The following is a 15,016-nucleotide window of genomic DNA, read 5'->3' on the forward strand; positions in this document are numbered from 1 at the left end:
CGTTCACCTCGTTTCAACCACCCTACATTTATTATAAAGAAATAGAGAGATTACTGCTTGATTTTACTTGCTGTTATTTCATTTTTCTCTTTTAAGTTCTGCATCTTTGCGTCTGGCCTACAATATGAGGTTTTTAATACCTCTATCAAAGAAATTTTTGTCTGCACCGTTGGGGCCGATCAGCCCCATGATAAACCCCTCCGACAAACGGATGGTGATATTTTCAAGCGTAAGATTCAAATTTGCACATTTACTAAAAAGCTTCGACTCATATTGCTTTGCTAAGTTGCAAACAAGTTATCCCCACCAATATAATGCTTGGTTTGTTTTTGCATATTCCTTTTCTCTATCATATCTGTTGGTTCTTTTTTCCATATCAGAAGACATATCTACTAATACAAACTCAAAATTCTGGTAATTTAAAATCATATCTTTGTATTTATCAATATATCTAGGGTTTCTTTTCCAAGATTTAGTTCTTAGACTACTACTATATGGGCATGATTTGCATTCATGGATATCAAAACTAGCACTATATCCATTATTCCTTCTCCTTGCAGGATATTTATCTGTACAGTCTTTACATTTAGAATCATCTTTTATTAATAGCTTCACTTTTCTGTCTGCTTTCTTCCTGATAAGCCGCTGCTATCATAGTAATGTACTTTTTTACTCGAGAATCATTAGAGCAAATATCCTCAGTTTCAAAGTAGACAACTACATTTAATTTTGATAATTCATCGAGCATAAGCAGCACATCCAATGTATTGCGTCCAAAACGACTTAGAGATTTCATCAAAATCAAATCTACTTTTCCATCTCTGCAGTCTTTCATTAATCGCTGAACTTCATCTCTATTATATACTCTTGTGCCAGATTCCTGTTCAGCGTAAATATCGACAAAATCCCAATCCGGGTTATCGCAAATTTTTTGCGTATAGTAAGCTATTTGTGATTTTAAACTCTGTCTTTGTTCCTCATGCTCAGTACTGACACGGCAATAGGCAGCAACTTTTAACCTTTTATCAGATTGATCTTGTCTTGCAGGAATAGTAGTAATTTGTTTACTCATTTCAAAGCTTCCTTAACGCAAAAATGCAATACCCAAGTAGGTGCTGCATTCTTCAAATATTATTCGAGATTTAGGTATAAAAAAGCTAATCTTCATTGGTTTATTACCAACAAAAATGTAGCTTATAACTTAGTCTGGCTGACAGGACTTGAACCTGCGACCTCCAGACCCCTAGTCCAACAATATGTTAGTAACAAATAATACATCAATATGAATTTTTTCATTTCCTGCTCTTACTGCTTTTTTAGACCTTTTTTTAACAATTTCTTGAACTAGATTAAAATCCGCTTTTGACACAATTGGAGGATAATAATCATAATGTACTATGTGATCTTCTTCATTTGTCAGTTTTTTCTTTCCCTTAATATTAGTTAATTTTGTCTTTCCATTTCTTAATATACATCTATTGCTTTATTCTTCACAAGTGCTTCAATTTCTAATATACCATCACGGTCAAAATTCATACCTGTACAATTATCATCATCAAATATTTCAATAATTTTAAACCCTAATTTTTCAGCATAATCTTCAATGATTCTCTTCTGTCCTAATAAACTTTCCTTTTCATCATCATCATCTCTCGACAATCTAACATAACCATATACTCTCTCTATATTTTCATCCCCTGTTAAGAAATAAATGTGTATGACCTAACATCATTTTATTAGGTTAAAATCATTTCTAACATAAAAAAACTACCTAAATTTTAGATAGTTGAATTTACATGGTCGGAGCGACAGGACTTGAACCTGCGGCCTCATGACCCCCAGTCATGCGTTCTACCAAACTGAACTACGCCCCGAATTAACAAAACATATTTATTGTTTTAAAGTTACTATTAAATAAAATTAACCATAAACTAACGCTACCCCAGTCTGGCGCGCTACCAAACTGCGCCACAGCCAGATGAAATTAATACAATTACTTTAACTACCTTATACATATTATGCTAATTCTCAACTCTTGTCAAGTAGTTTGTTCATATTTTTTTCTATATTTAAGTATATGTCTTTCCTTTTCTATTTATACGCAGAAATATAGGGGTATGTACTTACATCCCCTATTTTATGTTAAGCTCTATATTACTTAAGCTATTTATAAAACTTCTAATAGAATTTTCCTGCCAAAGTCTCATAGATTATAAAATAATAGCAATAAAGCCCCCATTTCCTTCATTAATAATTTTTTGCAGAGTCTTTTGCAACTTAATTCTTGTATCATCTGGCATTGTTTGAAGTTTGCTTTGCAATTGTTCTTTTACCATATCATGGAGGGATTTACCAAACATGTTGGTTTCCCATATTTTTTCTGGATTTTGTTCAAACTCCTCCAACAAATATTTTACTAGTTCCTCACTTTGTTTCTCAGTACCTACTACTGGGGAAACCTCTGTCGCTATATCCGCTCTGATAAAGTGTAAGGAAGGTGCATTTGCCCTTAGTTTTACACCAAATTGATTACCATGTTTGAATATTTCTGGTTGTTCTAAAGCCAATTCCTCTAAAGATGGCGGTACAAGGCCATAACCAATGGCTTTGACATCCTGTAATGCTTTTTCTACCCTATCATATTCCCTTTTTGCCTTTGCTAACTCTGTAATCAAACCAATCAATTGATGATCTCCAGCAATATCATAACCGGTTTTTTCACCTAAAATTTTATAAAACAAGTTATCATCTGTAGTTAGTTCAATTAAGGCAGAACCTTCTCCCATTTTAATATTTTCAAGAGAGACCTTTTTAATATTTTCAATATCCTTTAAACTAGCTATCATCGTTTCTACATTTTTTATTCTTCTTGTATGACTGGCAATTTCTCGAATACCCTTCATGATGGTAGATTTTAACCAATGTCCCGATTCGATACTTTCCACCCATCCCGGCAAGTTGAAATTGATCTCTGTGATAGGAAATTCAAATAATACACTTTCTAGGATCTCATGTATATCGTTAATATTCATCGTTGCACAGTCTTTAATCACCACAGAAACCCCGTATTTTTCCTGCAGACTATTTTTTAAAGTCTGTGTTTCTTCCGCATCTGGGGTTTTACTATTTAGGACAATAGCAAAGGGTTTATCAATTTCCTTCAGTTCATTAATAACTCTTTCCTCCGCCTCAATATAGTTCTCTCTCTCGATATCAGTAATGGAACCATCGGTTGTTACCACTAAACCTATGGTAGAATGTTCCTGAATGACTTTTTTGGTACCAATTTCTGCTGCCTCTTCAAAGGGAATTTGCTTTTCAAACCAAGGGGTATTTACTAATCGTGACTGTCCATCCTCTTGATGCCCTAAAGCCCCCTTCACTAAATAACCAACACAGTCAATCATGCGAAGCTTAAAAGATGCATTCTCTTTTAAAACCAGCTCAACTGCTTCATTGGGAACAAATTTAGGCTCCGTCGTAGTAATGGTTTTTCCCGAACCACTTTGAGGAAGCTCATCCTTTGCTCTTTCTTTCTTATAGGTGTTTTCTATATTAGGTAAAACCAACAAATCCATCACTCTTTTTATTAAGGTAGATTTTCCTGTTCTAACAGGTCCTACAACACCTATGTAAATGTCACCTTGTGTACGCTGTGCTATATCTCTGTAAATATGGTACTTTTCCATCCTATCCCTCCTTATTGTATATAGATAAATAGATATATCTCCATACTTTATAACATTATAAATATATGATTCTTCAAAAAAAATATGACAACGCAATCTATCTACTACTTTATATTTTTTATGAGGAGGATTTATGCTTCTTTTTTGATAAAAATTACAAAAAAAGAACCCTCTTATCAGGAGATCACTGAAAAAATATTTTGTCATGATACTATCATAAAAATGATACTTTTTCAGTCTCTCTTTCTCAGGGTTCTTTTTGTGGATGATAAAGTTTTACTGCCAATCGACATTACTGTCGTTTACAATTTCTTCCATTTCATTTTTTCTATCTCTTGTCATAAGATTGATCACAGCATCTTTAGGATTTCTACCTTCATAAAGTACTTTATAGATTTCTTCTGTTATAGGCATTTCTATATTATATTTCATAGCCAATTCATAGGCAACATTGGTAGTAGTAATACCCTCTACTACCATACCAATCTCCTGCAATGTTTCTTTCAAACTTTTTCCTTTGCCAATTAAAATCCCTGCACGACGATTTCTACTGTGCATGCTTGTACAGGTAACAATCAAATCCCCAATGCCAGAAAGCCCCGCAAAAGTGGAGATATCTGCTCCCATAGCCTTTCCTAGTCTAGCAATTTCTCTGATCCCTCTTGTCATTAAAGCCGCTCTCACATTATCACCAAAACCTAAACCATCGGCTATACCTGCCCCAAAGGCGATGACATTTTTAAGCGCACCACCCAATTCTACCCCTGCTACATCAGGATTTGTGTATACTCTAAACTTTGATGTCATAAAAGCATGTTGTACAAATTCCGCAGTATCCTTTTTAAGAGAAGCTGCTACGATAGCTGTAGGCATATTGGTAGCTACTTCTTCTGCATGGGAAGGTCCTGACAACATTGCATAAGGCTGTTGTGGCAACTCCGCCTCCACTACTTCTGAAATTCTTAACTGGCTTTTTTGTTCAATTCCCTTAGCAGCGTTTACAATAATCTGGTGAGGCTCTACATAAGATTTAATAGATTTTAATACCTCTCGTACTTTTTGCGTAGGTACCGCCAACAAAATAATATCTGTACCCTTTATGGCAGCTATACTATCAGTAAATAGATGAATATTCGAGGGTATCTTTACCTCCGGCAAATACTTTCTATTTTCTCTGGTTTCTAGCATTTGATGATATTGTTCTTCCCTACGCATCCATAGGTTCACAACATGATTGTTGCTGTTAAGCACAAGACTTAAAGCAGTTCCCCAACTTCCAGCACCTAAAACAGCTATAGAAAGCTTTTTCATAATCTTCCCCCCTATTTAACTTTTAATTTTTCCGTAATTTTACTTTCTGTCCCCTGTAATAAACGTTGAATATTTTGTCTATGTCTATAAACTGCCAATAAACATAACACTAGACCAAAAACAAAATAATTCCACCCTTGGAAGATTAAGAAAATAGGCAATAGGGTGATGGCGATCATGGCTGCTAAGGAAACATACTTAAATAAAATAAGAATAATAATTCCAATGAAAATACATATCAATGCAGTGTTAAAATGAATGCTAAGAGCTACCCCTATTGTTGTAGCGATTCCTTTACCTCCCTTAAAATCCAATAACGCAGGCCAATTATGTCCTACAACCACAGCAACACCTGCCATCATAGCAAGGTTCTCTGAACCAAATTTTCTTGCTATATAGACAGCTAAGACCCCTTTTAAACAATCTATTAGAAGCGTAAAAATTGCAGCTTTATAGCCTAATGTCCTCATAACATTGGTTGTACCAGCATTTCCACTACCATATTTCCTTATGTCAATATCAGCAGACAGCTTCCCAATCACGTAGGAAGCTGAAAAGTTCCCCAGCATATAGGCTATTACTAAAACAAGTAATTGCACCTATTTGTCACCTCCTGTTTTCTCTCTATTGATAAATCTTATAGGGGTTCCTTCAAAACCAAAGTTTTCCCTAATCCTATTCTCTATATATCTTTGATAAGAAAAATGCATTAATTCCTTGTCATTAATAAATAGTATAAATGTTGGTGGTTTTACGGAAGCTTGTGTGGCATAAAATATCTTAAGTCGTTTACCTTTATCAGAAGGCGGTTGATTCAATAGCATCGCTTCGCCGATTACCTCGTTGAGTGTTCCAGTAGGTACCCTCATGGCATGTTGATTGGATACGAACTTTATCTTTTCTAAGATTTTTATCACCCTCTGTCCTGTTACAGCAGATACAAATAGTACTGGAGCATATTCGCAGAAGGATAGTTCCTCTCGAATATTCTTTAGAAAATGATTCATTGTATTGGTCTCTTTTTCAATTAAATCCCACTTGTTAATGACAATAATAAGACCTTTTCCATTTTCATGGCTAAAGCCGGCAATTCTTTTATCTTGTTCTGTAATACCTTCTTCTGCATCCACCACTAATAAGCATACATCAGCTCTTTCAATAGCAGCCAAAGATCTTATCACGCTGTAGCGTTCCACATGTTCTGTTATTTTGCTTTTTCTTCTTATGCCTGCGGTATCAATGAAAACATACTGATCTTCACCGTCGCTAAAAGGTGTATCTATAGCATCCCGCGTGGTTCCCGCCACGTCGCTTACAATTACTCGATTTTCCCCTAGTATTTTATTGATGATGGAGGACTTCCCTACATTAGGTTTGCCTATAATAGCTACCTTCATTACCTCTTCATCATAATCTTCTACTCCTTCTTCAGGGAAATGCTGCACAATTTGGTCTAATAAATCCCCCATATTTAAGCCTAATGCAGAGGAAATCTCTAGAGGATCTCCTATACCCAACTCATAAAAATCATAATAATGGGGAGATTGTTCCTTCGTATCTACTTTATTTACAACCAACAAAATCGGCTTTTTAGACCTTCTAAGCATATCTGCAATTTCACGATCTGAAGAAATCAGTCCTTGTCGACCATCCACCATGAATACAATAACATCTGCCGTCTCGATAGCTAGTTCTGCCTGTCTACGCATTTGGGCAGGAATAATTTCTTCTGATTCTGGTTCAATACCGCCAGTATCAATTAACGTGAACTTGTGGTTTAACCATTCCACTTCTGTGTAAATCCTATCTCTTGTAACACCAGGTTCATCCTCTACAATAGCGATTCTCTTTCCAGCAATTTTATTAAAAAGTGTTGATTTTCCTACATTAGGTCTTCCAACAACTGCTACAATAGGTTTTGCCATACCCCTTCACCTCATACTTTCTTATGATTTAAAATCTAAAATCTTATCAATTAAGTTACTTCCTTCTACTTCACAAACCTGTACTTTGGTCTGCAATTTTTTTTCTATATCACTTATTGTGATATCATCTAAAAATATTTCTTCCTCTGACTTTAACATGGATTCAGGAAGAATTAACTTTGCTCCTAAATCTTTTCCCTGTAAGTTTTTTAATAAATCAGTGGCAGTAATTAATCCTGTTACCGACACTTGACCACCAAAAAATTCATTTTTTACTGCTTCTACTTGTATGGTAAGGTTCTTTATCTTTTTCATTAAAGCTTCACAAAGAGCACTTATTTTTTCATGAACTAATGTTCCTGTAACCAAAGTTACTTTTTGTGGTGTTTCTAGTGTCATCTCTTTTATTTGCTGTAAATGCTGATAAAATTCCTGTTGAAATTTTACCACCATACCCACACCATTTTCCAACTGTGGAAAACCATCATAGGCCTCATAGGAAGGAAATGCTTTCTTTGCTAAGAGATAAAACTCATCTGATAAATAGACAAAATTTCTATCTAGCTTTTTTATGAGTTTTTTCTGCCAAACCTCTATTTGTTCTATTGTCTTTAAGGCAGTTGCTGCATTAAATGCTTCTAAAGGATAAAGTTTCTCTCTATACCTTGTTAATCCCACCGGTACCACCGCAACACTATTAACGGCGTAACTTAGTTCCTGTAAATCTTTAATAGTAGCATCTAATACTTCTCCGTCATTGACGCCGCGACATAAAACAATTTGACAATTCATTTCTATATGATGCTCAGCTAACTTTTTTAATATTTCCAAAATATTTCCTGCTCTTGGATTACTAAGCATTTTTTTTCTTAAGTCGCCATCTGTAGTATGCACTGATATATTTATGGGGCTAATTCTATACTGAATAATTTTGCCTATATCTTCATCCTTCATGTTGGTCAAAGTAATATAATTACCATGCAAAAAAGACAATCTAGAATCATCATCTTTAAAATACAAGCTTTTTCTCATATTATTAGGTAACTGGTCAATAAAGCAGAACATACATTTATTCTTACAGCTCTTGGCCTCATCTATTATAGGGTTCTCAAATTCTATTCCTAAATCCTCATCATAATCCTTATCTACTTCAATAATCCATTGCTCTCCATCAGGTTTTTGGATTTCCAGCTCCAAGTATTCATCAGATAAGTAAAATTTATACTCAATAATATCCTCTATCTTTTCACCATTAATACTTAACAGAATATCCCCTACTTCAATCTCCACCTCTTCTGCAATACTTCCAGGAGCAACTTTACTAATGACATTTTTACTATTTGATTCCTTCAAAAAAACACCTACTTTAAGTTTTTTAGTACCTGCTACTAATATTATATCATAAATATATAATTTTACCATCAAATTATATTATCATTTTGACTTCAAGAAGGTCAAGCATCTTTTACGGAATTGTTTCCTGCACGTTTTTCACTAACTCTGTAAAATAGTGATAATTTTTTCGAATGCCATAGACAGTTAAAGGTCTTCCTACACCTACAACATTTAAACGTCTAGATAGAAAACCACCGAGTCTTGTAGCGTTGTTGAGTAAAGAAGTTACATTGATAATCACCAAATCCTTTTTATAGGTAGTCATCCACTGACTGTAAAGCTCATAAGCCATTTTTGTATAATAGTCTCGGGAATGCCCCATTCCCATTACATAAATCCTATGACTTTTCTTATCTACCCCCATATGTAGAGGTTTACCTATTTCTTCATTTTGTGCTTTGTCATAAAAAGGTATTGACAGTATTTCTTCTTTCGTTGGCTGCCGATCTATGGGTAAATAACCCATATGAATGGATGCCGTAACAACAGAGGAATGTGCTCCACCAAAACAGCTGTATATAATATTCATCGCCAAACCCTCCTCCTTTTCGCCCTTATTTTATGTCAATAATCTTTATCTCTTCACCATAAATAGAAGCTAAGCCCTCTATAACATTTTTATAGATGGTTAAATTTCTGCCGCCGTCAGCTACATATACCTCATTTAAATCCTCATCTACACCTAAGTAATAGGGCTTTACTTCCCTATTTGCTTTCTTTAACACCTCTTGCGATAGAGCATTTGCATCCAATTTTAAATGAAGATATGCAGCTTTGTAGGCTGCATACACATTTTTTTTATAGACATATACTATTTTCATATAAATCACCTAATGTTTCACAATGATATAAGTGCCTCCCTCTAAGTCGTGCACCATACCTCTTGTGGTTTTTGAAATCAGTAAAGCCATTCTTTCCAGTTCTTCCTCATTCTCCACGTAAAATATAGGGGCAGAGCCACCTACCTTATCTTTATGCATTGTAACGACTGCTATAATCAACTCTGTAATGCCAATTTCCATTGTTCTTCCTCCCCGCTGCGCCACGGGGACAGTTCCATCGTTTTCCCCTCAAACCGTCCCCATGACTCCGCTCCTTTGTGCTCGATTATAGTATGCTTAGTGTTATCCATATAGCCTGATTTTTCCCTTGAGCATAGGTTTTCACCAACTTTAAGCGCTAGCGTAGACAGAACCTTTCATTTAATCCTTCATACTAACCTTTTTACCAACATAAGAATCTAATGGTTTTCGTTTAGATGATTCTATGATGGGGGTTCTTCTTACTGCTTCAATAAGATATTCAATATTAGGCTCCATCGCTACAATTGCCATAACAATATTACCATTTTCAGGATTTCTTCTAGCTATAGGTGTAAAATCAGGCTCATCTACATCCTTTCTAATACCCAGTTGAATTGCCGCATTATGCTGTATTGCTTGACGTTGTCCTATATTCGATAAAATTGCTATAGCATTCTCATCTTTAGGAACAATTTCCACTGCAATGCCATTTTTCATAAAAACTTCTCTTGCATCCTTTAGCCCTATGTTCATAATAATTACCCCTGCTATGGCTAATAGAGGACCTTCAAAGGTAATTTTCGCTTCCTTCACTTCAGCTATATCATCAATCAATTTTGTCTCTAACATTTTATTTAATGCATTGATAACAATAGCGCCTATAACAATCCCGAAGATTGCTCTAATGAAGATAGAAAGCTGTAATAGCTCCCCTATATACATAACCGTTCCAGTAGCAGTTGCTGTGATAATTGCCATATAATTTCTAGCTTCAAAGGTCTTCGCTATATCTTCGATATAAGCAGTTCCCTTTGGAACTAATTCGGTAGGCTCAATATTATCTAAACTCTCCCTCTCCATACTTCTAACATCCCTAAAGTGTTGGGCAGCAATAGCTAAAAATGTAACCGCCACATACTCTTTTTCTGTAATAGCTGGAATAACAACAGCTCCTAAGCCCGCTGCTATGACACCTAATGTGAAATGAGATAAATAGGCTTGTGGGTAAGTAGGATACTGCCTATAGTCTATTTTCATCATGTATGTTCTAGCGATTACACCCATGATCATTGAAATAATTATTGTAATAAAGTGTTTATCCAATTATAGCACCCACCTATTTTCTCTTTCTTCTTCCTAAAAAGTTAGCAAACTCCTGTTTAAAATTAGAAAACTTTGATTTCCATTCTTTTCCTCCACTACTTAAAAATAGAAAGGCAAAACCTCCTATGGCTATTACAGCAATAAGACCAATAATTCCTGTGCCAGAACCTGTATTACTCTCTTCCACTCCCCCAGTCCGCTGAGGTCCTGGAGCAACCCCTTCCTCATCAGCAGCCTCTTCTTCTATAATGCCTCCAAACAATGCTGTTGTCACTACTTCAGCTAAATAATCTGCCGCTTTTTCTGCTCTTTGTCTTGTATGCTGATAAGTGCCCATTTCTACTAACATAGCTCTTGGCGTCAAATCCTGATTATAATCACCCTTTGCATAGAAAATATCTTTAATTAATCCTGGACGACTTTCATCTGCTACTGCCTTTACCTGCATAGCTAGTTCCTCATTAGCTTTAAAGTTTTGATTACGCCTGCCTATAACCAACCTTACCTTAGAAGCAGGCTCCCCTTCTATTTCTGTCAGATATGCCTCTGCCGGTACGGCATCCCTATGAACGTCGATTAAGGTATTAATTCCCTGATCCCGCATCAATTGTACCGCAGTCCTTCGAGATCTCTTATAAGCTCCTGCATCATGGGGCTCATGAGAGGTATTATCAAATACGCCTTCAACACCATAATTATCAAAGCTGTTTTTTAATATCTCAGCTACCTTTAATATACCACCTCCACCTTCAATACTTTCGCTGCCATCGGTAGGTGTATAGGACTCAGCACTATGGGTTGCATAGATTCCGACGCGTCTATCCTGCTCTTCCTCTCCTCCACCTTCTTCACCTTCTTGTGCCAAAATCAATGCGGCTAATCCCCCCTCTTTTAAGGCTAGTTGCACTTTTTGAAGGGCTTCCTTATTCACTTTTGGTAATTGCACCTCTTCAACAAACTCCGCATAAGCTAAATGACTTTTGGTGTTTACCCTTACGATGTGGTACATTTTGTTATCACCACTTAAATATTGGTCACCTCGTGAAACCTCTCGAGCTGTTTCAAACAATAATTGATTATTTTCAGCGTCATAAACTCTGTAATATTTACCATACTCTCCATACCAGTCATCTCCATGAACCACTGGAACACTAAATACCATTAGGATTAAGATTATAACAAGACATAGACTTAATCTATTTTTCATCTTTGTCACCTCTTTTTTCTTCATCATCCTTTTGTGATTTTTTTTCACTTTCACCTAGTGTACTAACGAAATGCCCTTTTTCAAAGTGCATTTCTTTTTTTTCTGTCCCTCCCTGTAATCTTTCCCTAATTTCTCCTATAATTTCAGCCAATAAAACAGCCAAAACTCCAGCAATCACCGTAGTATCTACTCCGCCAGCGCCGCCAAACCTAGTGGGTGCTGGTATATTATTGATGGCGTTTATAACCATCTGTATTATATCCGTAATCACTACCCCCATGACCCCAGCGATAAAAGCGGCTCTTCTAGACCGTCCAAGAACATAAGCAATGATTCCTGCTATTATTGCATAAACATAGTTAGGTTCGATATTTTGTGCCTCAGGTTCTGCAGGAAGTATGTATCTTTGCGTTGCATAAATAACCCCTCCTGCCACAACCGCTGCTATAACAGCCCTCCATCTTTCTTTTCCTGTCTCAGCTTTAATAAATAAATAAATTGCTAAAGCAACGGGAATAACAAAGCCTCCTACGTTAAAGGATACGTTCTCGGTGACATTAATATCTGGTAAAAAAATAGTAGATACAACAATTGCAATAATAATTGCTATTGCTGCCTTATCGCTTAATCTCAGTCGGTCCAATACTCTTTCTGCTAAGCCTGCAAAAATCAATATGGATACAACGATTAGTAAAATCATTCCTATGGCCATTATTTTTCCTCCTTGTTAAAATGAAAATAATATTACTTTGCCTTATTTTTATAATTCCCTTGACAGTATGAAACTATACAGAAGGTTTATTATTGCTTGATATGATAAAAAAAAGGAAGATATCTTATGATAAAATATCTTCCTTTTTTATTGAAACAAACTTTCACTATGCATTTATAATAACATTTTTTCACTTTTTTATAGGAAGGATTACCGTGAATTCAGTACCTTTTCCCTCTTCACTATTTACTTTAACTCTTCCTTTAAAAGATAATACAATATGTTTTACAATGGCTAAACCCAGTCCAGTTCCCCCAACCTTTCTACTTCTAGCTTTGTCCACCCGATAAAATCGCTCAAAGAGCCTTGGTAAATCCTTTTTTGGGATACCAATCCCAGTATCCTTCACCGTGATAACAATATTATGGTGCTTTTTATAGCCAGTTAAAAGAACCTTTCCTCCATGAGGGGTGTACTTAATAGCATTATCTGCTAAGTTAATCAACATCTGCTTAAACCAGTCCTTATTGCCATAAATGTTGGGTAGATTCATATCTATTTTTGATGATAATGCGATTCCCTTGTTGGCGGCAATAGGATGCATCATTTCCTCTACTTCCTTCATAACATTTGTTGGAAAAATCTCCTCTTGCAAAACCCGATGTTGAGAACTTTCTATTTCAGACAACGTCAAGATATCTTCAATGAGACGTGTTAATCTTTCTGTCTCTATGTCTATAATATCTAAAAAACGTTTTTTCGTTTTCTCATCCTCTATCGTATTTGATTTTAAGGTTTCCACAAACCCACTGATAGAGGTTAAGGGGGTTTTTAGTTCATGGGATACATTGGTAACAAAGTTTGAACGCATTTTTTCTAGTTTTCTTATTTCAGTAACATCTTCAATCACAGTGACTAATCCTATTGTTTTGGTGGGATCATTTTCTAGCTTTATAGGGTTTGTATAGACTTTTAAAATTTTTTCCTGAGGATTCTTCACATTGATCTCTATTTGTGTATCTATATTCTCTTTTAAAACTCTCTTAATTTCCTCATCCAATTGATTATTTCTAATCACCTCTAAAATATGCTTGCCTATTGCATCTTTTCTCTCAATACCAAATAACTGCTCGGCAGCAGTATTTAACAAAATAATGTTTTTCTTATGATCCACCGCTATAATAGGATTGGTAATACTGGTTAATAAAGCTTTAAATTTTGTATTACTATCCGAAAGCTCTGCTATTGTATCTTCTAGTCTATCTGCCATATGGTTAAAATGATCTGCCAGCTCACCGATTTCATCCTTAGAAGGAACGCAAGCCCTCATGCCCAATCGTCCTGCTGCCATTTTTTTTGATACTTCTGTAATCTCCTTAATAGGTTCCATAATCTTATCAATAAAACGATAACCTATCAAAGTAGCTATGATGAGACCACTGCCAATAGAGATAACAATATAATAAAATAAAGTTTGATTGATTTTTTTAATTTCTAAAAGGTTCACAGCTAACCTAACAACAATACTGCCTAAATCTGTATCCAGCGGCAATGCAATATATAACATATCTAAGTCTACTGTATTGCTATAACGAATAGCTTTACCAACTTCTCCCCTATAGGCGGCTTGTATTTCTGGACGATTTCTATGATTTTCAATAATTCCTTCTTTTTTAAAGGTTTCCACTAAAACATTACCCGCTTCATCAATAATGGTTATCCTAATACCAATTTTTTCACCTAAATCCTGCATCTTTTCTTGAAATACTTTAGAACTTAATGCATGATGATCTTCCTTTATAAACTCTTGGATAAGCACTGCATTTGAAATTAGTTTTTCTTCTAATTGATCCATATAACTAGAGCGAATAAGACTTAAAGACAAAAAACTTGTCAATAGTATCCCCACTAACAAAATAACAAAAAACACTAGGAAAATTTTTTTTTGCATTTTTTCCACCTACTTCATCTTATATCCCACACCTCTGATGGTTTCTATATATTTTCCTGTTTCATCATCCCCTATTTTTTTTCTCAAATGACGAATATGTACATCTACAGTTCTGGTTTCTCCAAAATAATCATAACCCCAGACTTCATCTAAAAGAACATTTCTTGACATAACTTTATTCTTATTTTCTAGCAACATCTTCAATAGTTCAAATTCTTTCAAGGTCAACTCTACTTTTTTTCCGCTTACTACTACCTCATGCTTTTCTAAATCCATCACGATATCTCTTAATTGTAATACTTTTATCTCCTGCTTTTTTATATCTTCACTTCTTCTTAAAACTGCTTTAACTCTAGCTACCAGTTCTCTCACACTAAAAGGTTTTGTAACATAATCATCAGCTCCCAGCTCTAAACCTAAAATACGATCAGTTTCTTCACTTTTTGCTGTTAACATAATGATAGGCAATTTACTAAAACCTTCTATTTTTCTTATTTCTTTGCATACCTCTAGGCCATCTATACCTGGTAGCATTAAATCCAATATAACTAAATCTACTGCATTACTATGGAGTAGTTCTATACAATCCTCACCATTATCACTGGTAAAAACATAGAAACCACTTTTTTCTAAGTTAAATTTGATTAACTCTAAAATATGCTCTTCATCATCTACTACTAAGACCCTTCTCTTATCCATC

The 15,016-nt window shown here is 35.2% G+C and carries 17 protein-coding genes and 1 tRNA gene; all 18 read right to left on the reverse strand.

The annotated features are described in order from the left end of the window. Window positions 1-297: 297 nt before the first annotated feature. Window positions 298-615: a hypothetical protein gene (locus BJL90_RS17015; protein ID WP_070970806.1), complete on the reverse strand. Its 318-nt coding sequence runs from the start codon at window positions 613-615 to the stop codon at window positions 298-300. After that, window positions 593-1,072, reverse strand: a complete 480-nt coding sequence (locus BJL90_RS17020; RefSeq protein ID WP_070970809.1) for a recombinase family protein — start codon at window positions 1,070-1,072, stop codon at window positions 593-595. Before BJL90_RS17020 ends, BJL90_RS17015 begins: the two co-directional genes overlap by 23 nt. Window positions 1,073-1,243: 171 nt before the next feature. Then, the gene (locus tag BJL90_RS23095) at window positions 1,244-1,471 is read right to left on the reverse strand and encodes a recombinase family protein (protein WP_081562069.1); all 228 of its coding nucleotides are present in this window, start codon (window positions 1,469-1,471) and stop codon (window positions 1,244-1,246) included. Continuing rightward, entirely contained in the window at window positions 1,465-1,719 is a 255-nt protein-coding gene (locus BJL90_RS17030; protein ID WP_081562070.1) for a recombinase family protein, read from the reverse strand. The genes BJL90_RS23095 and BJL90_RS17030 overlap by 7 nt, the downstream gene beginning before the upstream one ends. Before the next feature lie 78 nt (window positions 1,720-1,797). Continuing rightward, window positions 1,798-1,874 (reverse strand) — tRNA-Pro (locus tag BJL90_RS17035). 336 nt (window positions 1,875-2,210) lie between these two features. After that, the gene (gene spoIVA / locus BJL90_RS17040) at window positions 2,211-3,689 is read right to left on the reverse strand and encodes a stage IV sporulation protein A (protein ID WP_070970819.1); all 1,479 of its coding nucleotides are present in this window, start codon (window positions 3,687-3,689) and stop codon (window positions 2,211-2,213) included. A gap of 276 nt (window positions 3,690-3,965) precedes the next feature. Next, complete coding sequence (locus BJL90_RS17045; protein WP_070970822.1) at window positions 3,966-5,000, reverse strand: NAD(P)H-dependent glycerol-3-phosphate dehydrogenase; 1,035 nt, start codon at window positions 4,998-5,000, stop codon at window positions 3,966-3,968. An 11-nt stretch (window positions 5,001-5,011) separates the two neighbouring features. Then, window positions 5,012-5,599 (reverse strand): glycerol-3-phosphate 1-O-acyltransferase PlsY, encoded by a 588-nt coding sequence (plsY, locus tag BJL90_RS17050; RefSeq protein WP_236904943.1) that lies wholly within the window; start codon window positions 5,597-5,599, stop codon window positions 5,012-5,014. Then, on the reverse strand, window positions 5,600-6,925 hold the full coding sequence (gene der / locus BJL90_RS17055) for a ribosome biogenesis GTPase Der (protein WP_070970825.1): 1,326 nt from the start codon (window positions 6,923-6,925) through the stop codon (window positions 5,600-5,602). Between the two features lie 21 nt (window positions 6,926-6,946). Beyond that, window positions 6,947-8,347 carry a DUF512 domain-containing protein gene (locus tag BJL90_RS17060; protein WP_070973365.1) on the reverse strand — a complete coding sequence of 467 codons (1,401 nt, stop codon included), beginning with the start codon at window positions 8,345-8,347 and terminating at the stop codon, window positions 6,947-6,949. 43 nt (window positions 8,348-8,390) lie between these two features. Next, window positions 8,391-8,849 (reverse strand): DUF3189 family protein, encoded by a 459-nt coding sequence (locus BJL90_RS17065; RefSeq protein ID WP_070970829.1) that lies wholly within the window; start codon window positions 8,847-8,849, stop codon window positions 8,391-8,393. A 25-nt stretch (window positions 8,850-8,874) separates the two neighbouring features. Beyond that, a complete protein-coding gene (locus tag BJL90_RS17070) occupies window positions 8,875-9,141 on the reverse strand; it encodes a DUF3189 family protein (RefSeq protein WP_081562071.1) in 267 nt (88 codons plus the stop codon). 9 nt (window positions 9,142-9,150) lie between these two features. Next, a complete protein-coding gene (locus BJL90_RS17075; RefSeq protein ID WP_070970836.1) occupies window positions 9,151-9,342 on the reverse strand; it encodes a capping complex subunit for YIEGIA in 192 nt (63 codons plus the stop codon). A gap of 180 nt (window positions 9,343-9,522) precedes the next feature. Next, window positions 9,523-10,446 (reverse strand): YIEGIA family protein, encoded by a 924-nt coding sequence (locus BJL90_RS17080; protein ID WP_081562072.1) that lies wholly within the window; start codon window positions 10,444-10,446, stop codon window positions 9,523-9,525. A gap of 13 nt (window positions 10,447-10,459) precedes the next feature. Beyond that, window positions 10,460-11,653 (reverse strand): stage II sporulation protein P, encoded by a 1,194-nt coding sequence (spoIIP, locus tag BJL90_RS17085; RefSeq protein ID WP_236904944.1) that lies wholly within the window; start codon window positions 11,651-11,653, stop codon window positions 10,460-10,462. Beyond that, entirely contained in the window at window positions 11,643-12,365 is a 723-nt protein-coding gene (locus BJL90_RS17090) for a DUF1614 domain-containing protein (RefSeq protein WP_070970842.1), read from the reverse strand. Before BJL90_RS17090 ends, spoIIP begins: the two co-directional genes overlap by 11 nt. A gap of 190 nt (window positions 12,366-12,555) precedes the next feature. Further along, complete coding sequence (gene pnpS, locus BJL90_RS17095; RefSeq protein ID WP_070970845.1) at window positions 12,556-14,316, reverse strand: two-component system histidine kinase PnpS; 1,761 nt, start codon at window positions 14,314-14,316, stop codon at window positions 12,556-12,558. Between the two features lie 9 nt (window positions 14,317-14,325). Further along, window positions 14,326-15,015: a response regulator transcription factor gene (locus BJL90_RS17100; RefSeq protein ID WP_070970848.1), complete on the reverse strand. Its 690-nt coding sequence runs from the start codon at window positions 15,013-15,015 to the stop codon at window positions 14,326-14,328. Window position 15,016: the final 1 nt, after the last annotated feature.

Origin of the sequence: Clostridium formicaceticum, assembly GCF_001854185.1 — a bacterium.
GTDB lineage: Bacteria > Bacillota > Clostridia > Peptostreptococcales > Natronincolaceae > Andreesenella > Andreesenella formicacetica.

What these genes read in the sequence shown, in the direction of transcription:
- pnpS (WP_070970845.1), bottom strand. Translation starts at nt 14,316, where the DNA reads ATGCAAAAAAAAATTTTCCTAGTGTTTTTTGTTATTTTGTTAGTGGGG.
- BJL90_RS17020 (WP_070970809.1), bottom strand. Translation starts at nt 1,072, where the DNA reads ATGAGTAAACAAATTACTACTATTCCTGCAAGACAAGATCAATCTGAT.
- der (WP_070970825.1), bottom strand. Translation starts at nt 6,925, where the DNA reads ATGGCAAAACCTATTGTAGCAGTTGTTGGAAGACCTAATGTAGGAAAA.
- BJL90_RS17100 (WP_070970848.1), bottom strand. Translation starts at nt 15,015, where the DNA reads ATGGATAAGAGAAGGGTCTTAGTAGTAGATGATGAAGAGCATATTTTA.
- BJL90_RS17065 (WP_070970829.1), bottom strand. Translation starts at nt 8,849, where the DNA reads ATGAATATTATATACAGCTGTTTTGGTGGAGCACATTCCTCTGTTGTT.
- BJL90_RS17060 (WP_070973365.1), bottom strand. Translation starts at nt 8,347, where the DNA reads ATGGTAAAATTATATATTTATGATATAATATTAGTAGCAGGTACTAAA.
- BJL90_RS17045 (WP_070970822.1), bottom strand. Translation starts at nt 5,000, where the DNA reads ATGAAAAAGCTTTCTATAGCTGTTTTAGGTGCTGGAAGTTGGGGAACT.
- BJL90_RS17090 (WP_070970842.1), bottom strand. Translation starts at nt 12,365, where the DNA reads ATGGCCATAGGAATGATTTTACTAATCGTTGTATCCATATTGATTTTT.
- BJL90_RS17070 (WP_081562071.1), bottom strand. Translation starts at nt 9,141, where the DNA reads ATGAAAATAGTATATGTCTATAAAAAAAATGTGTATGCAGCCTACAAA.
- spoIIP (WP_236904944.1), bottom strand. Translation starts at nt 11,653, where the DNA reads ATGAAAAATAGATTAAGTCTATGTCTTGTTATAATCTTAATCCTAATG.
- BJL90_RS17075 (WP_070970836.1), bottom strand. Translation starts at nt 9,342, where the DNA reads ATGGAAATTGGCATTACAGAGTTGATTATAGCAGTCGTTACAATGCAT.
- spoIVA (WP_070970819.1), bottom strand. Translation starts at nt 3,689, where the DNA reads ATGGAAAAGTACCATATTTACAGAGATATAGCACAGCGTACACAAGGT.